This is a genomic window from Glaciimonas immobilis (assembly GCF_011947285.1).
GTDB classification, from domain to species: domain Bacteria; phylum Pseudomonadota; class Gammaproteobacteria; order Burkholderiales; family Burkholderiaceae_D; genus Glaciimonas; species Glaciimonas immobilis.
Genome location: NZ_JAAOZT010000005.1, coordinates 1 through 18,427, shown reverse-complemented (window position 1 = coordinate 18,427; position 18,427 = coordinate 1). Strand labels below are relative to the sequence as shown.

General features: G+C 47.9%; 13 protein-coding genes. 8 read left to right on the top strand and 5 right to left on the bottom strand.

The window, feature by feature from the left end:
* Positions 1 to 3 precede the first annotated feature (3 nt).
* Complete coding sequence (locus HAV38_RS08635) at positions 4 to 804, top strand: MBL fold metallo-hydrolase (protein WP_168054461.1); 801 nt, start codon at positions 4 to 6, stop codon at positions 802 to 804.
* Between the two features lie 183 nt (positions 805 to 987).
* On the opposite strand, the gene HAV38_RS08630 is transcribed toward HAV38_RS08635, so the two are convergent.
* Positions 988 to 1,236 carry a hypothetical protein gene (locus HAV38_RS08630; RefSeq protein ID WP_168054459.1) on the bottom strand — a complete coding sequence of 83 codons (249 nt, stop codon included), beginning with the start codon at positions 1,234 to 1,236 and terminating at the stop codon, positions 988 to 990.
* A 422-nt stretch (positions 1,237 to 1,658) separates the two neighbouring features.
* The gene (locus tag HAV38_RS08625) at positions 1,659 to 2,780 is read right to left on the bottom strand and encodes a cupin domain-containing protein (RefSeq protein WP_168054457.1); all 1,122 of its coding nucleotides are present in this window, start codon (positions 2,778 to 2,780) and stop codon (positions 1,659 to 1,661) included.
* Positions 2,781 to 2,969: 189 nt separating this feature from the next.
* Here HAV38_RS08625 and HAV38_RS08620 point away from each other — a divergent pair, with 189 nt between their 5' ends.
* Positions 2,970 to 3,509 (top strand): FKBP-type peptidyl-prolyl cis-trans isomerase, encoded by a 540-nt coding sequence (locus HAV38_RS08620; RefSeq protein ID WP_168054455.1) that lies wholly within the window; start codon positions 2,970 to 2,972, stop codon positions 3,507 to 3,509.
* A 533-nt stretch (positions 3,510 to 4,042) separates the two neighbouring features.
* Here HAV38_RS08620 and HAV38_RS08615 read toward each other — a convergent pair.
* Positions 4,043 to 4,963, bottom strand: coding sequence for a hypothetical protein (locus tag HAV38_RS08615; RefSeq protein WP_209216681.1), 921 nt, complete (start codon positions 4,961 to 4,963; stop codon positions 4,043 to 4,045).
* A gap of 77 nt (positions 4,964 to 5,040) precedes the next feature.
* Positions 5,041 to 7,911 (bottom strand): DNA mismatch repair protein MutS, encoded by a 2,871-nt coding sequence (mutS, locus tag HAV38_RS08610; RefSeq protein ID WP_168054451.1) that lies wholly within the window; start codon positions 7,909 to 7,911, stop codon positions 5,041 to 5,043.
* 480 nt (positions 7,912 to 8,391) lie between these two features.
* On the opposite strand from mutS, the gene HAV38_RS08605 reads away from it, so the two are divergent.
* From HAV38_RS08605 to HAV38_RS08595, 3 genes are all read left to right on the top strand, one after another.
* Entirely contained in the window at positions 8,392 to 8,646 is a 255-nt protein-coding gene (locus tag HAV38_RS08605) for a hypothetical protein (RefSeq protein ID WP_168054449.1), read from the top strand.
* Between the two features lie 11 nt (positions 8,647 to 8,657).
* The gene (locus HAV38_RS08600) at positions 8,658 to 9,284 is read left to right on the top strand and encodes a hypothetical protein (protein ID WP_168054447.1); all 627 of its coding nucleotides are present in this window, start codon (positions 8,658 to 8,660) and stop codon (positions 9,282 to 9,284) included.
* Positions 9,285 to 9,364: 80 nt separating this feature from the next.
* Complete coding sequence (locus HAV38_RS08595) at positions 9,365 to 9,604, top strand: hypothetical protein (protein ID WP_168054445.1); 240 nt, start codon at positions 9,365 to 9,367, stop codon at positions 9,602 to 9,604.
* Positions 9,605 to 10,179: 575 nt separating this feature from the next.
* Here the strand turns inward: HAV38_RS08595 and HAV38_RS08590 are convergent.
* The gene (locus HAV38_RS08590) at positions 10,180 to 11,460 is read right to left on the bottom strand and encodes a TIGR03862 family flavoprotein (RefSeq protein WP_168054443.1); all 1,281 of its coding nucleotides are present in this window, start codon (positions 11,458 to 11,460) and stop codon (positions 10,180 to 10,182) included.
* A 1,566-nt stretch (positions 11,461 to 13,026) separates the two neighbouring features.
* On the opposite strand from HAV38_RS08590, the gene HAV38_RS08585 reads away from it, so the two are divergent.
* The 3 genes from HAV38_RS08585 to HAV38_RS08575 form a co-directional block, all read left to right on the top strand.
* Positions 13,027 to 14,154, top strand: a complete 1,128-nt coding sequence (locus tag HAV38_RS08585; protein ID WP_168054441.1) for an acyltransferase family protein — start codon at positions 13,027 to 13,029, stop codon at positions 14,152 to 14,154.
* Positions 14,155 to 16,529: 2,375 nt separating this feature from the next.
* Positions 16,530 to 17,816 carry an XrtB/PEP-CTERM-associated polysaccharide biosynthesis outer membrane protein EpsL gene (gene epsL / locus HAV38_RS08580; protein ID WP_245182277.1) on the top strand — a complete coding sequence of 429 codons (1,287 nt, stop codon included), beginning with the start codon at positions 16,530 to 16,532 and terminating at the stop codon, positions 17,814 to 17,816.
* 11 nt (positions 17,817 to 17,827) lie between these two features.
* Positions 17,828 to 18,427: Rossmann-fold NAD(P)-binding domain-containing protein (locus HAV38_RS08575; RefSeq protein ID WP_483413861.1), on the top strand; the 600-nt coding region annotated here is incomplete at its 3' end.

Below are 18,427 nucleotides of genomic sequence, written 5' to 3'. Positions count from 1 at the left end.
TACTTGAAATTTGCCAGTCTTGGAAGCGGTAGCGAAGGAAATGCACTATTAATTTCTTCGGCCCCCGCGTCCGCCTCTATCCTCTCCAAAGCCACAACCACCGTCATGGTGGATTGTGGCTTTGGCATTAAAGAGACCGAACGTCGCCTTCTACGGTTGGGTGTCAGTCCAACCGACTTATCCGGCATCGTGGTAACGCATGAACATCAGGATCATATAGGCGGCGTATTCAAGTTTGCCCGGCGCTACCGATTGCCTGTATGGCTTACACGTGGCACCTACGCCGCGGTCTCTCTCACTCCCAAAAATTGCAGCGATGTCGATACGCGTTTTTGCCGCGATAGTGAAGAGTTGGTAATCGGGGATCTACAACTTACGCCATACACGGTGCCGCACGATGCAAGGGAGCCAGTCCAATATGTCGCCAGCGATGGCGCATTGAGGCTTGGCGTTCTGACCGATGCGGGGAAATCAACTAGTCATCTTATTAGTGCATTAAGTGGATGTCACGCATTGGTGCTTGAGTGTAATCATGATAGTCAGATGCTGCGCGATTCCGCCTATCCTCCTTCTTTAAAACGCCGTATAGGCGGCGATTATGGCCATCTTTCTAACGATTCGGCCGCAGATATTCTGGCGGCGTTGGATCAGTCGTTGCTAAAAAAGGTAATCGCCGCGCATTTAAGTGTGCGAAACAATACGCCAGAGCTTGCACTGGCTGCGTTATATCGAGGTAGAAAGTCCAGCGATACCGAACTGATAGTAGCGTGTCAGGAGGACGGATTCGACTGGGTAGAAATTTGATGGGGGAGAGGATCCAACGGTGTGAATGGGTAAAAAATACCGGTAATAAATATAAAAGTTTGTAACATCTCGTTACAAATAACGACATTGAGCAAGCGAATATCTTTTTAAAGAGGGGCAAACCGGTGTATTTTCACAACAAAAAAGCCGACCCAGAGGCCGGCTTTTTTTAAGCAACTAAAATTACTTAGAAGCAGCAGGTGCAGCAGCGTCAGGTGTCGAAGCAGCTGGAGCAGTTGCAGCAGCTTCAGGTGTCGAAGCAACTGGAGCAGCAGCGTCAGCAGGTGCTGGAGTAGCAGCTGGAGTAGCGGCTTCAGTTGACGCAGCAGCAGGAGCAGTCATCGAAGCATCAACAGCAGGTGCTTCATCTTTTTTACCGCAAGCAGCCAAAGCCAAAGCTAACAGGGAGGCGATCAATAGTGTTTTTTTCATGGGTATATTCCTTCAGTAGTAACCAAAATTTTGCGATGAATAATTACCGGTAATTATCGCTCTAAGGATGTTTTTGTAAGGCTTTGCCCCAACTTGATGCATTGCACAACAACAAAAACTTTCCAGCTGCGAATTATAGCGGATTTTGTCAAATATGATATAGTAGGTTTGCATTTTGGTAAGCATTTGTATCAACACAACGAAGAACAATTCGTTCATCGGTAGTTGGCGTCAGTGATCTCTGTACAATAGACATGTTCATGTTTCATAGGCCATGGCAACGCCAGCGTTTTTTCGCACTATTTCGAGCAATCTTGCATTGTGATTTTTACGAGGCATTGCCGATTGACCGTTATGCCTCCAAACATAAATCAAAGTGTATTGAATTCCCTCATCAGCTCTTGGGGATTCAATAATTTGTATCAGCCCAAATTAATCCAGCCATCCTCATACCACGTGTACAGGGCCTCCAAAACATCGGCCGAGACCGCACTTGCGGCGGCGCCGTCCAGTTTGCGTTGATCAGCGAGCGCGCAAAGTGATATTTTATCCTCACGTCCAGCCGCGAATGACTCGCCGTTAATAAACACATGTTTTCCGCGATACAGCATTTGCGTCTTGCGCGACAGGCTCACTCCGCGTTTGGCGATAGATGCGGTGAAGCGCGGTAAGGTTAAAGGCCGGGCTGGGGATTCAAAAAATACATTTGCCTTTGGATCGGACAGGTGTTCGCCAACAAAAATGGCGATATCGTCTTCGGTAAAGCGTACTTTATTGAGCGCATCGGAAATGTTCGAGAGCATATTTTTGCTGATCTCTGCGGGATGCCTGGTGGGGACTAAATCAGCGTCCGCGTAACGTCCCGGCAAATCGATCGAGTCGGCCATGAACTGAAGAAAAGCTTCGCCTAGTTCCTGATAAACCGGCGCGCGGAAGCCAATCGAGTAAGTCATGCATTCACCGATTGCAGTACCCTCGTGGGCGTATTGCGGCGGAAGATAAAGCATGTCACCCGGTTCGAGAATAAATTCCTGATCGGGTGCGAAGTTCTTCAGAATTTTGAGTGCGCTGCCTTGCACCAACGTTAAATCTTGGCCCGCTCCGATCTTCCATTGGCGCTTACCATGCGCCTGTAATAAAAACACATCATAAGAGTCGTAATGCGGTCCAACTCCGCCAGTGTCCGTCGCATAACTAATCATTAGATCATCTAGCCGCGTATCAGGAATAAAGCGAAATTGCCGAAGTAGGGCATCTATCGCATCGTCATGCAGGTTGACGCCTTGGACCAGTAGGGTCCAATCCTTTTTTGCGGTGTCGGGGACGCTGGTAACTGGTCCGTTTTCGACTTTCCATTCCTGCTTAAAATGCGTAATAAGACGCGATTCAACATCGTCCCGAGCGGCCATTTCGAATAACGCGTCTGGCGACAGAAGGGGTCTGAAACCCGGCAATGCCTGGCGAATCAATAAAGGTTTTTTGTGCCAATAATCGCGCAAAAATTGCGCAGGCGAAAGGCCGCCCAGTAAGGTAAAATTTTTCATAGCCGCCATTATATCGGGTTGGCAAGTACGGGAGACTGCTCTTATATTGTGGCTGTTTTTGCAGGTATTGATGAAATCCGCTTATTTATCTGAAGCCGTTCATGGAACGGATAATTTTTTCTTTGCTTACGCGTGGAGGAACGGACGGGCAGGTATAATCTGAACGGTTATTAAATGAAAGGAATGATCATGAAGATTGCCAAAAATACTGTAGTGACTGTCCACTACAAACTATCGGATGCTCAAGGCAACCTGATCGAAGAGAGTAGCCAGCCGATGGTGTATTTGCACGGTGGTTATGAGGGTACTTTACCCAAAATTGAAGAAGCGTTGGATGGTAAGGACGTTGGCTTCCATATTGAACTGCAAGTTGAGCCGGACGATGCCTTCGGCGAGTACGATTCGAACCTCGTAAAGATCGAAGCTCGGAATCGTCTCCCAACACCGCTAGAAATTGGTATGCAGTTTGAAGGGACGCCAGATGGCGAAGATGAAGACGAACAAGCGCTGGTCTTTACCGTTACCGATATTGCAGATGATAAAGTCGTGCTAGATGGTAACCATCCTCTGGCGGGTATCGCGTTACGTTTTGACCTGACGGTCGGTGAGGTGCGAGAAGCAACAGACGAAGAAATCGTTCATCAACACGTACACGGCGCACACGGTCATGGTCACGACGATCACGACGACGAATCGGGCGATGAATTCCGCAGTCACCCCATTCACTAAGTAGCAAATTAAGTTTGCGAAAAACAGTCAAAGCGCGTTAAACGTTTGTATGCGTTCATTAAAAACTGAATTACATCAACGATAAACGCAGTGGCCGTTAAATTAGTAGGAGTAGTTAAAGTGGCTGTGGTAGTTTAAGTTGACCTATCACGTCATAGGTGTTGCTGGTTATTTTGGCTGTCATTCGGGAATTGTCGGAATACACGTTTAAGCGTTAGCGACTTAGTATTTCGATCCGACTGATAGTCGAAATAACTGGGGACCCGCTAACGGCGGGCCACGCTTCTGCGGTCACCTTCTACTTGGTTACTTTTACTGCGCATAGCCGAAGCAAGAACCAAGTAACACGCTGTCGCCCACTCCCGACCAGCATCCACGGAGCGCATCCAGTTTAAAATATCGAACGTCAGATCAAAAAAATCGTAATCGTCATTTATCCATGCTTACGGTTTTTTGACATTGATACGACTAAACCACCCGGTTGACGCCCTGATGCAAAGGCCATAACGACAGTGGTTAAACAAGCACGCCAGTTAATTACGCTGCTTATCAATAAAAAAATAATTAGCCGTACGCTCATCAACAGTCACTTTAGCCCAAGACGAAGCAATCTCCATATCCCCCACGTTTTTCTTCCACACAACTTCGGTCACGGCCGACGCAGTGTTCGCAGGCGGCCCATGTATCAGCAACACTTTGCCCGGAAATGTAGACGCCAGTGCATTAATGGCGCGACGCATTTCGACAAAACCATCGCGTTTTACGTTGAAATCAAATACGCGTCGACGCTGCACGGCCAGCGGATCACCATCGCAAAATAAAACGATGCCATCCGATTTCTTCTGCCCGGCAATGACGAAGATGCGCTGCAACCATTCCTTATTAGCGATCAGACGATCCTCAAACTCGCTGTTCCGTCCCCCTTCAGCATTGTAGTGATTATTATGGCCCGGCAGATTGAGGGTAGCAAACATGATATTGCCGATTTCCCAGCGCGCATTTTCGACGTAGGCACGAAATTTTGGAGAGGTCGATTGGCGGTTTAATGGAATTCTTGTGTCGCCTAATGAAAATTCATCCGCAAAAAATAATTCCCGTATTCGATTTAATCGTTCAAACGACGTAGAGCGGCCAACGTCGTTTTTACAACCTACCCAGTCGCTTCCGGCTGGAGAAACAATCAGGCCATTTTTCGCACCATTCAAAAGCGCTTTTCGTCGCTGATAAAGTCTGTCCGAACAAGGTTCTAGCTCGGACTTGATGCCGTTTGCGACGACGAATGCTAAATTTTCGTCATCCGTCTGCGCAATCGCGGTGCGCAATGCCAACTCGTCTGACCCGGTGCGAAACGGGTGCCCGATCACCGCAAAACTGAACGTCTCGGCATCCGTCAGTTCGGTTGCAATCGTGGCGGGGGATAATGGCGCAACGAAGAGAAATATTGCCAACAGCATTACCGCCCTCAGGTAGGATTGTCTGCCAGAGAATTTTGCGCGAATGGTTAAATGAGGCTTGTTAAAGAAGGCGACTCTCATGCGGCCTTCGCCGCCGTTACTGATAATGCTTTTGTCGCCGGAACCGCTGCTTCAGTGATAGTAGGCGCAGGCGGAAGACTTAATTGCTTCAGGTGATATAAGTGTTCCAGCGCCTCGCGTGGCGTGAGCGTATCTGGATCAATCAACGCTAGGGCCTCCACTAATTCACTTGCCAGTGTGGAAGTTTCTGGTGATGCATTCGCACCAAAATCGGCTTTTTCCTGAGACGCGTCATAGTGCGCTGATGGAGGAGCAAACAAATCGAACTGCGGTGTTGCCTGTACCGATTGCGACTCTAATAACGCAAGATGTTTGCGCGCTGCTTTAATGACGGCCGCAGGGACGCCCGCTAACTGGGCCACTTGCAAGCCGTAACTCTGGGAGGCCGGTCCGGGCTGAACCGCATGCAGAAACACGATGCTGTCCTTGTGCTCCACCGCGGACAGATGGACGTTCGTGGCCGAGGCGTGAATATCCGGTAATTGAGTCAACTCAAAATAGTGGGTGGCAAACAGCGTGAAGCTTCGCGTTACCTCAATCAATTGTTTGGCGATCGCCCAAGCCAGCGCCAGTCCATCGAAGGTAGAAGTGCCGCGCCCAACTTCGTCCATCAGCACCAGCGAATTTTCGGTAGCACCGTTCAGGATGGCGGCCGACTCAGTCATTTCCACCATAAAAGTAGAGCGACCACCAGCCAGGTCGTCAGCGGCGCCTATACGGGTAAAGATGCGGTCAATCGGCCCGATGATTGCGCCAGTAGCAGGCACGTAACTACCGACGTAAGCCAGTAAAGTGATCAATGCCACCTGCCGCATAAAGGTCGATTTTCCGCCCATGTTCGGGCCGGTGATCAACAATAATTTATGCTCCGCCGATAGCGCGCAATCGTTGGCGATAAAGTGTTCAATCTGCTTTTCCACCACAGGATGTCGACCCTGCTGTATCTGAATCGCAGGTTCTGCGACCAGTTGCGGTGCCCGCCAGTCGTTGCGTGCGGCATGCAGCGCCAATGCAACCAATGTATCGATTTGTGCCAGTGCCTGAGCAATAGATTGCAAGGTTTGAATGTGTGGCGCAAGGTCGAGAAGTAATTGCTCGTACAATACTTTTTCTCTTATAAGCGCGCGTTCCTGAGCGGATAACGCTTTATCTTCGAATGCTTTTAGTTCTGGCGTGATGTAGCGCTCGGCGTTTTTGAGGGTCTGCCGACGACGATAGTCATCCGGTACTTTATCGGTTTGACCGTGCGTGACCTCAATATAAAAACCGTGCACCTTATTGTATTCGACACGCAGATTAGTAATTCCGGTTCTGGCACGTTCGCGGGTCTCCAGGTCGATTAAAAATTGCCCGGCGTTCTCGGACAGTCCGCGCAATTCATCTAGCTCGGCATCGTATCCGTGCGCAATAACGCCACCATCGCGGACCATCGTCGCAGGCTCGCTCGCGATAGCGCGCTGGATTAACGTCAGGCACACAACCGGGGTTGTCAACGCGTGGCGCAACGTACGTAGTAGTGATGCGTTATCTGCCTGTGCCACATCAGTATGCGCGATGGCTGCAGCACTTACTTCATTGAAGCGGACCAGATGACTACCGGCATTATTTTCTTCGTCAAGCGCGATGTCATTGATGCTAGCAGTACTGCAAAGCGCGATATCGGCGCGGATAGCATCCAGTTGCTGCAGGCCGTCCCGCAGTCCGGCGAGATCGCGAGGGCGCGCAGAAAGCAACGCGATCCTTGTCGTGATGCGCTCGATATCCGGTATGGCTGCGAGCGTTGATGATAAGGCCGACCCCGCATCCGCCGCGATTAGCGCGCCGATCGCGGCATGCCGTCCTTGGGCCACGGATTGCGCACGCTTAGCATGATGCAACCAATGGCGCAACAAACGCGATCCCATCGCCGTGCGGCAATGATCCAGTAGCGAGAAAAGGGTTGGTGCACCGGACGCCGAATCTTCGCCGCGGATCGTTTCTGTCAATTCCAGATTGCGACGGGTGGCACCGTCCAGACCAATGAATTCGTTTTCTGTTTCTACGGTCAGCGCACGGACATGCTGCAAACCTTTTCCTTGCGTCGATTGTGCATAGCGGAGCAGTGCGCCCGCTGCGCCAACAGCGGCGCTCAGGCCTTCTGCGCCGAAGCCGCTTAAGGTGCTGACAGAGAGCTGCAGGTGCAAAGCTTTTTCGCCGGCAGGAATATCGAAATGCCAATCCGGAACCGTCGTGGATTTATTAAGGAAGGTGGGTTCCTGCAACGTGTTTAACAACGGGCCTGCAAGCTCGCCCATCAGCACCTCGGCAGCGGCTATCCGCTCCAGTTCTTGTTTTAAACGCAAGTTGATAGACTTGATTTCGCCGCTAAATTCCATCAGCTTTAGCGCGCCGCTCGCCATCGACAGCCATGCTAAACCGACTGTCCCGGTCTGGCGTTGCTTATGTTGCTTATGCTGGGTCAAAGAGAGCGCCAATAAAGGTTGCTCCAATTTTTCCGGCAACAGGTTGGAGTCGGACAATGTCCCTGGGGTGATCACGCGGACTACTTTGCGCTCTACTATACCTTTGCTAGTGGCCGGATCGCCAATTTGCTCCGCCAGCGCCACTGATTCGCCAACCTTGACTAGTTTGGCAAGATATTGGTCGGCGGCATGATAGGGTATTCCGCACATTTTGATAGGCGCGCCGTTGTAGGTGCCGCGAGCAGTCAGCGTAATACCTAGCAGGCGCGAAGCCTTTTCTGCATCCTCAAAGAATAGCTCGTAGAAGTCTCCCATCCGGAAGAAAACAAGCGTCGTCGGATAATCTGCTTTAATGTTGAGATATTGGGCTGTGCCGGGGGAAATTTTTTGCTTTTCTACGGTCATTTGTGCACTACTCGAGCGTCGTCGAGGACATTGGTCAATAGGTTAAACATTTTTCTACTTTCAATACAATTCATTGATTACTATTGCCGTGGCGGCTGTCTTGGACAGCAGGGCGCAACGTTGTTGCTGAGTGGTTTTACGTAAGCCCTATTGTAAGTCCCAATAGTTAAGGCTCTCATCCAGACTGGCCGTTGAATTTTAAACGTTTTAGCAGGACAGGGGTAGCTGTACCCGTAAACTGGCAGTGGGAAGGATAAACTGGCAGGACTGCGGTGACGAAACCTCATCCCGTGTAGTCGGAATTTGTGGCCGCTCGCGGACTTAGAAAACGACTACTCGTCAATACATTATGATCGACCGGTTTCGGTTACTAATAAGATAGCCGCCGTCCCACAGCAGTCCGTCGAACTCGTCGTACCCCAGTCGACGCTGATTTGGAAGGTCATACGCAACTGCCGATTTCGGCATTTCCATCCACTGATGTTTACCTCTGATTTCAATGTCGGCCTGAGCGATGGATTCGGCAACTATTCCAAGCTGGTGCGTGCACAGGGCGGAGAGGCGTTCGAGGTCAAGCACGGTGGCAGTCGCCCGCGCATCCACCGCCTGCGCAGCGTCGTTCCTGGCGCCCCCATAGTTATGCGTAACCATCTGAGCGCTATTGCCGTAGACGCCTCGATTATTTTACTGTTGTTGCAGCAAAGCCAACGTCTCTCGCGTTATCACCACCACTAAAAGGATATTCTATGAGTTCCATCAAGCTGACCTTCTACAATAAGTCACAAGACGTCAAGAACAATAATATCGTCATGTTCCAGAAAAATACAGGCGCATCGGTCAATGAAAGCGTTATTGCCTGGAAAGTGATCGAGAACTGCGGGATCGGGGACTTTAATCCGTTTGATTATCCACTGACGCAGCAGGTCAGCGTGATTGACTTATGGGGTAACTATTCGCCACTGCAAGACGCTAATAATGGCGATGTGTTTTCCGTGACCGACGCCAAGGGCTTGACGGGAACTATCCTGAGTAAGACGCGCGAAATTGGCGACCCGAACATGGTCACCGTGCGCAATGACCTCGCTATCGGCTCCATTGATATTGCCATTTATAAAGATAGTCGGCAGTTGTCTCTGAAGAGCGGCGTGACACCCGGCGATGAATCATTGTTTGAATTACTCCCTTATTTGTTTATCGGTACCTGCGTCGATGTAGTGGAAGGCGACGTCATGGATTCGGACACTGTGCAGGGCAGTCTTACCAAACTGAGCTTGCTGGGCCTGAAGTCGGCTGACATCTCTATGACCGGTGGTGGTACGGGGCAGTTGGCGACCGCATTCGTGTTTACACTGGATTCGCAAAAGTACTGCTGATATCCGTGAAGTGAGGGGCGCTCTAGCCTTCGCTCCTCACTTAAAAAACAACGACGAACCAGCAAACAGGACTGCAAATCATGGACTTAAACAGGCGGGAGTGGAGGATCGATGGGTTGATCGTCGCCGTGACAATGAACGCCCAACTCAGTGGCATGCAGTGCATTGAAACACAAAGCGACGATAGTCCTGTCATCTACCGCATTGACAGTGCGCACCAGTACTGGACCAACACCCAGCTGCCGGTTGAATATGCCCATATCGGACTGATGCAGGACCTCAAACAGCTGCACGCGCAGCCTTGTGGGCCATGGCGGTAGCCGCGTCAGTCTGGCGGGCAAAAGGCTGCCACGAATAGGCCGATCACGATAATCTGGACAAGGTTACGCTGGCGATCAATGGCGGTGAGCAAGGTATTGCCGAACGTCGTATTTGGCTACGCTGGATGAAAATCATCTATCAGATATAGAGGGCATACCGGACAGGGCATACCGGACGTCGTCCAGCCGCAGATAGGGGAGCCATAATGGGGTCCGACGAATGCGGTACCTGGGTGGATCCGAACCTGATTACCTCGTCTTGGGCTTTTCCAAGGGTGCGACACAAGCAGGTATCTATGCGTCCGGTCGCTTTGAAAGTGTAGCTTTTGCGCGCATGAGGCCCCGCCTTACAGAAGCCTCGCGAGCGATGGGAGCATGTCAAACTTCGAGAATTCGGACACAAAGATTAGCGACCCCAACTCCGACATCGCATTTGGGTCACTTATACGATGCAGCGTGTTTAGATTAGACAAGGGTGCGACTGCTACAGCAGGGGGTGTTATTGCTCACACACAGCGCAGTAGAAACGCCGGATTTAATATAGTCAGTGGATTAAAAATACGCTCTTGGACCAATCAGGCCGTGGTCAAAGATTTTAGCCACGCAAGTGCGCCGTAGCCCGCGGCTCGACCGGATGCAAAACATGCGGTTAACAAATAGCCGCCTGTTGGTGCCTCCCAATCCAGCATTTCGCCGGCGCAAAATACCCCAGGGAGGGCTTGTAGCATTAACTGCTGATCAAGTCCGTTAAACCTGACGCCACCAGCACTGCTGATAGCCTCGTCAATTGGTCGTGCAGCAATTAATGGTATCGGAAGGGCTTTAATTGCGTTGGCAAGGCTGGCCGGCTCGGTGAACGCAGTCGTTGCAAACTCTCGGAGCAGACCGACTTTTACCCCCTTAAGACCCAGCCGGCTCTGTAAATGACTGGACCAGGACCTTGCCCCGCGCGGATGCGACACTTCACGCAGTACTCGTTCAAAAGTCCAGTCTGGCAATAAATCCAAGTGAATCCGGACGCTTCCGTACTGTGTTATGTGATCTCGCAGGCGTGCAGAAATTGCGTAAATCAGACTGCCTTCAACTCCGTCAGCACTAATCACAAACTCGCCTTGCTTGCGGAAGGTTTGCGGTTTATCGGGCCTGTCGTCATTTGTAATGTTTAAATCCGGTAGCGTGATCGCGATAGACTTTAAGTGATGCCCGGCGAAGCGTTCTTTAAAATAAGCGCTCCAGCCAACATTGAAACCGCAATTCGACGGCAGTAACGGCGCCACCGAAACCTGTCGCCTGGCGAGTAAATCTACCCACGCACCATCGGAACCAAGGCGCGCCCAGCTACCACCGCCCAATGCTAATACAACGGCATCCGCACCAATGGACTGCTCGCCTGAAGGTGATGTGAAGGTAAGTGCGCCAGCATCGTTCCATCCTGTCCACCGATGCCGCATTTGAAACTGCACGCCGGTCATGCGCAGACCATGTAGCCAGGCGCGCAAGAGTGGTGCGGCTTTCATGTCCACCGGAAATACGCGCCCCGATGACCCGATAAATGTCTCGATGCCTAAAGCGTGTATCCAGTCGCGTAGTGAATCGGGACCAAATTGCTTTAGCAGCGGTGCCAGATTACTCTCCCGCGAGGCGTAGCGCGATAAAAAATCAGCATACGGTTCAGAATGGGTAATGTTCATACCCCCTTTGCCAGCGAGCAAAAATTTACGCCCGACCGTTGGCATCGCGTCATAAACAGTGACATGCACCCCTTGGGAGGACAATATTTCTGCCGCCATGAGTCCAGCTGGTCCACCACCAATAACGGCGACTATCGGGGAGCGGAAAATGGGCGAAGAAGGCATGGCAATTTGAGCGTGAGTAGTGATGTCGCAAAATAGACAGAGGGCGTAGTCTACGCTGCGCTAAGTCGGCTGCCAATTAGTTACGGCAATTTAGTAACCTCAATACTAAAAAGGCGCTGATTATTTCAGAATTCGCGAAATCGTTTCCTTATCAACGAGCGACTGATTGCCGCTTCGAGCCGAAAATCCAATAAATCGCTGTCTGCATAACGCATAACACTACAGCACGTTAGAACGTGGCACGCCGCCTCTTAAAAGAGTGGCTCATACCGAAGGCAGGGCGTGACCGAAATTGCCGAATTGGTCATGCGCCAGGAGTCAAAAACCTTTTGTTCATTTATCAAATTCGATGTGGCTTCATGGCGACTGGATGGTTGCCCGCCTGGTTATCTCTTTTTTCAAGTTTCTTATTAACGTTTAAGTTTTCCGGATTTGTAAAAATACCACAAAAATATAAAATTACTTAGGTGCATTTAAGTTGGTATATGGACAATATTTAAAGTTATAAGCATTGTCGTTAATGTGAAATTTATTAAATATTTTCACTGTTAACAGCAAATAAAATAAATATAACACTTTAAAAAGATAACCAAATTATACATTATTATTTTTTATATATTAATGGGTTTGCTAATAGCATTATATATCCACTAAAAATAATAAATAGTTACTTTATACAAAGTAAATTAAACACTTATAACAAAATTTTTAACACAATTCATTTTATTAATAATTTTATGGTTAATTTTATTTTTTATAAAAGGTCGCCACGGAGGTCGCGTTTGGCTGCCGGGGAAGATAAAAGCGATTAATAATGGAAGCGGGTTAAAAGAAATCATTATTAATCATAGGCTTATACTTTTTGAAGATAAAAAAATAACAAATTAACACGTTCTTTGGGCGTTATAAATTATTTTCTGTGATCTAAAGTATTATGATATTTTATTTCAAAAGAGAAATTTTTCTAGTCCGTTAAGCGACGGTAAAACGATTTTAAACCTATTTGTAAGGCAAGTTAAAAATTTACCCAAGAGGTAAGTCTGTCTTTCACTTATTCTCGTGACCGTATACGTTGGATAATGATAATGCGTACGATATGGGAACAAAGACGATATTGTGGTTTTGTAGGAGGTACATATATATACCAAAGAAACTTTTGACTAGATTTCGCTCTCACTGCGTTACCAAGTTTTGTGTACCTTATACATTCCGGACCGGGTTGGGATTTCAATAAACAGGAATTAACTTAAGGAGCATAAGCATGCCATCCCTAATCAAAATTGCCCACGGGTACAAGGCCCCCCACTACGCTAGCGTAAATTTTATAGTTGCCGAATTAAGAATATATGGCTCGATTAGTCTTTTTTTTTGCCATTACAATTTCCTGCCGCAGTTCAAGTCCGGCCTCCGCAAGTCATTAAGTAACCTTGCAAATAAAATTCAGCTGGCTTCATGGGGGGCGGTGGCGGCAGCCCGGTTGCCCCTCGGAAAAATATATTTGATCTCGTCTGAGATGGTGGATGGGCTATTGGTGCCAGGTACGTTTTTGAATGCTAGGTCAGCATCATGAGTGCCATAGCATTAGGGTCTCGTAGCGCCAGCTTTGGGTCACTGGATAAGGCGGTGGTCAATCACTACGACTTTATCGACAATGCCAAAGCTATCGGCATTGTACTTATCGTTCTTGGGCATAGCAAAGGACTGCCTGAGTACCTCTCTCATTTAGTCTTCGGCTTTCACGTGCCGTTGTTCTTTTTTATTTCTGGCTTTTTGATTAAATCTAATAAGTTAGAGACTAGCATAGTAGATAATGCCAAAAAAGTATTGCAATACGCAGGGGTACCTTATGTTCTATTTTTTATAGTTGCGTATATATATTGGCTCGGTACGCGCAGTATTGGTGCTAAGGCATTGATGTATGTGGGGACAGCATGGTATGTTCCGGTTTGGGGTTTATTCACGGGGTTAGTGTCCGATTTATATGTTGACCCTCCGCTATGGTTCTTTCCCTGCTTTATTTCCACAGTCATTGTATATCACGCGTCGCGTAAGTTATTATCAACGACGATCTCAACCTGGCTGTTTGTAGTACTGGCAGCTGCTATTTCATTGCTGTGGAAAACCACATCCCCTCAGCTGCCTTTCGGGTTATCGCCAATGCTCATAGCGTTGGCGTTTTATTCTCTTGGGCAAGCTGCTCGGACGAAAAACTATTTTCTCAGTCTGAAGAGCGCACATCTTATTTTCGGTTTTTTAATAGCATTAGCGTTACTTGCCTATGCAGTATCGAAAACTGGATTAGTAGATCTCGCAAGTATGAATTTTGGGTTATCTCCGAAACTTTACCTGCTCACCGCTATGTTAGGAATTTTTGCCACGTTCTCCATTTCGCGTTTATTGCCTTCATCAAGGATAACCAGATGGCTGTCCGCCAACACACTCACCATTTTTCCTTTGCACTTTATTTTTTTTAGCTTGATTCGAGGCGTCGCTACTTCTTTGCATTTGATTCCACATGAATATCACTATGGGTTGGGGTGGAGTCTGATGAGTAGTATTTTCGCGATCCTCCTATGCGTTCCCGCAGTGTATATGTTACGCCTCTTGCGCTTGCCGAAAGAGAGCTTTGGCCGCATGAGAGGCAGCACCAGGGGCGGGAAACCACAGCAGGGCGGCTGCAAGTATGATAAATAGTTTTGTTTTATAACTTCGGTTTCTCAGGATTTCAGGCACCCTCGGTTTGAATGAGTGATGAATAATTCCGTGTATAAAAAATCGATCAGGTTGTCAGACGCGATATGAGAAACCGCCACCATGTATTGTCCAGAAAAGGCGTATATAAAAACCGGCGCTTTCTAAAGATTAACCGTAAATTGTGATTAGCATCGCACAAATGGCACAAACCGCATGCATCGCCTCACCCCCGCGGCCCTTTAAGCCAGTTCAGGTCGAGCTTGCCGTTCGCTTTCATACAACCAATTGTTGGTGCAATGGTGCTACGTCGCTTGATCATCGCCTTTAATTTATGTAGGCCACGACGCTGTCCTGATTTTCAAACTTGTACATCATCTGTGTTCACGTTTTGGTCGGCGCTGTCAACAACCGGCATTTCTGCATGGACCTCGACCCCGATGGCTGCATGCGCCAATGCTTCCTATAAAGTGTGACCGTCATACGGATTGCCAAGTATGGAATGCGCATCAACGATCAGGTTCGTTGTGTCGTCACAGTCAACACTTTGAGGCCAGATTCACAGCGCTTGCTGGTCTTGCCTGCTGAACGCGGGTTCCCGTGCATCGAGCGCAGACAGCTTATTTTGTCTTTCGGTTTTTGCGTCAATAGCCGGAGCGTTGACTTGAGCAGCGCGATGGACGCGTTTTACCCGCTTACGCAAGCAAGCCACAGCAAACCGTTTAGGCGCTTGAACTCTCTGGCATGGATCTAACGGCGGTTCCAGTGGGTGCTTCCTGCATGTAGCTTTGGCGTAATGTCATGCCACATGCCTGCGCAGCCTTCACTAGATTGTAAGGCGCGCGTTCCAGCAATGGCGCGTCGGTCGGATTAGCAATTGCTTTCTCTTTTACGTCCTATCGACAAGGCTAGTCGCGGGGGTGTAGCTGCGCATTCCTGCGCCCCAGCCCGCTATAAACTCGCTGCGCCAGAGGTTGAATGTCGTTGCTGAATTGATTTTCAATATCGACCTTTTTAATTGTTAAAGCATATATCCAGGACAATGTGTGGGTAGGATATATAACCGCAATATTTTCTAGCGTACGTTTCAATCAATTATTTATAGTGGGATATTTGCACATTGCGGGTCGAATTTCTTGGGTAATGAAAAATTAAAAAAACCGGCTTTCCTTATCAAATAATTTTTTAAGGTAAACATTTGATTGATTTTTTTGTATTGCCACTTATAAAAAGCGTAACAATTGAAATTGTTGATTTTAATAATAAAGATCATAAATTTACCAATTTAAATATTAAACGCTCCCAAAAAAACAAGTATTTATGCATAAATGATAAAAATTGGTGCGGCGCACAACTTGAGAGCATTTAAAATAGAGGTTATGAGATACCTATTAAAACCGCCAAAAAAATATGGGAAAATAGTGTTTTTTAAATCTTTTTCTGGTTAATTTTATTTTCGCTAATTTTTTGTCTTCGAACCACGGAACGGCTACCAGCATGGCTCTCATCTTTTAAATTATTTATCCATGGGGTGAAATATTATGATATTTTATTTTAGGCGCGATATTTTTACCGTTCATCGGAGACAGCAAAAAAATACGCAAAAAATAATGTAACAAGTTAAATTTTTAGTGAACTTACCGAATTATGAGGAGTCATTATGCTGTGGCACAACATTATTATATTACTAAAAAAATTCAAAATTTTATTTCTATTGACCGTGAGAGTAGATAGTCGCGAGAGGATTTTTGGAAGTATTTATATGTGATTTTATGTTAACGTCTTGTATATTTATTATAACTAAATTAGTGCCTAAAAATAGTACAAGGCAGTTTCTTATACATCATCATACTTAATATTTTGTCTAGCACTGTCTGCATTCCTTGAATGCACAACATGCTCGATAACTGCCTCAATCCGCGCTGTCTTTCAGTAGTTTTAACTTTTCTGTTCGTCTATCCATCATCAAGTTTTACATTTTATCGATACGTATTTTACTGACTTTTTATCAAGTTTGTTAATTGTGATTTTAATTGTATTTTTAAATTTTGGTGCGATGTACATTAAAAAATATATTAAAAACCATGTTTCTGTTTCGACTAAAGAATCTTCGATTTCTAAATAAATAGCAGTAACAGTTATTTCTCTCGCATCTTAAGCTCGGTAAATAGCCAAATAGCCCAATAATTTCTTGTGATATCTGGCCCGTCCTATCCGCCTCTCTGCGGCATTGCTCCTTGCCAGCAATGCTAGCAACGGACCCTTTGCAGTAGGCCCGGCCAGATCCGCCGTCTATTCACAATAAATTCTTGCGGGCTACCAGTAAAAGGTATGGATGCTGAATCGGAACAAAATTTGACGGTCAAGAAAGATAAGCAATGAAAAAATTTAAACGTCGTTCTCGGTTGATGCAGGCGCGCTGGCAAGTCATTTTTTTGCTACCCATGTGCTCCTGCTTAACTGCACTGGCCGATACTAGCGATCTGGTGCCCACCGAAGTGATTCCGCTGCCCGATATCATCATGCCGCCCGCTGATGCGATTTCGCCTTATGTCGGTTATGGCGTAAGTTATGACGATAATGTGCTGAGATTGCAAAATTCGGCGGCCGCGCAGCAAGCGGGGGCAGGTGGTCACCTATCCGATGTCGTTCGTCGCGCGCAGTTTGGCCTGGCGTTGGACAAAAGTATTAGTCAACAACATTTCACCGTTAATGTGAACGTCGCGAAGAACGAATACGAACGATTCGATCAACTCAACCATCTGGATAAAAATGCATCCGCCAATTGGAATTGGCACGCTGGCAATCACGTTGAGGGCAACGCCGGTGTTACGTATTCTCAAGGTCTGACGCCTTTTATCGACTTTCATTTGCTGCAAGCCAATATTCGTACGCAAGAGAGCGCATACGTGAATGGATCATGGCTATTTCATCCCAGTTGGCGCGTGCGCGCCGGTCTGGAACATAGCAAATTATGGTACGACCTGGCATCGCAGCAAACGAGTAATAACACACAGAATCAAGCGGAAGTCGGAATCGATTATCTTGCCGCCAGCGGAAGTACCGTTGGCCTGCAATTGCGCCATACGCGCGCCGATTTTCCGAACCCTCAACAGGACGGCGCGTTGTCGGTCTTCAACGGATATAACCAGGACGAAATAAAGGCCAAAATAGATTGGTTGCTAACGGCCAAAACACGTCTGCACTTCTTGGGTGGTTGGGTTGGCAGAAAGCAAGATGCGTTTTCTAGTCGGGATTTCAAAGGCCTCAATTCTCGTATTTCTGCCGACTGGTTGCCTACCGAAAGCCTCAATTTTACTGTCGCTGCGTGGAGAGAGATTGGTGCGGTCGATGATCTCTCCACGGTCTACTCATTAAATCACGGGGCGAGTGTGGCATCGAGCTGGCAGTACGCCGAAAAATTGCGCTTGGTCGGGCAATACAAATATGTAAAGCGAGATTTTAGTCAATCCTCGGCATCGGGGACCATAGGATCATTGGATCAGAATGACGTGCTGCGCGACGCGGCATTGACATTGATCTACCAGCCAACGCTGAAGTGGCAATGGCAACTATCAGGCCGTCGCAGTACCCAAGTTCTCGCCCATTCTTCCGGTGGGTACGTTAGCAACGGCGTCATGCTCAACACGCGCTACACATTTTAAGCGAGGACAAAATGACAGAGAATGATATCCCCCTCGTTTCGTTCTTCAAGCGTTTGCTGGATCCGGCCATCATTCTGGGTTTGCTGTATCTGATCATCGTTATCCAAAACGAAACGTTCACTGGTAATTATTTGGCACTGATGATCATTGCCTTCTTTATTTCTTCCTTTATTTACGAACAGATCGATCTTTACCGCACTTTGCATGTTGGGAACAGGTTGGGATTTGCCGCAGATATTTTTCTCGGATGGGGGATCATCGTGGCCATCCTGACCTTAATTGGTGAGGGAACCGGACTGCGCTATGAATTTTCGGACCGCGTGGTATGGACCTGGTTTGCGCTCGCGCCATTTGTGCTTTTATTGAGTCGCCTGACCGCTTATCGGCTGGCATTCAACATTGGTAAAGACCGTGAAGTGCGCACGGCAGTGATCGTTGGCTCAAATGGTCCGGGCGTAGATATTCTGCGGCGTCTGGCCTCCGCCACCAACGTAGGTATTGAGATGCGCGGCTTTTTCGACGACCACGTCGATCGCATTCAGGCGCACCCTCGTCCCTATTTGGGCATGATCGCTGACGTCGGTGCTTATGTGCGGGCGCAAAAAATCAAG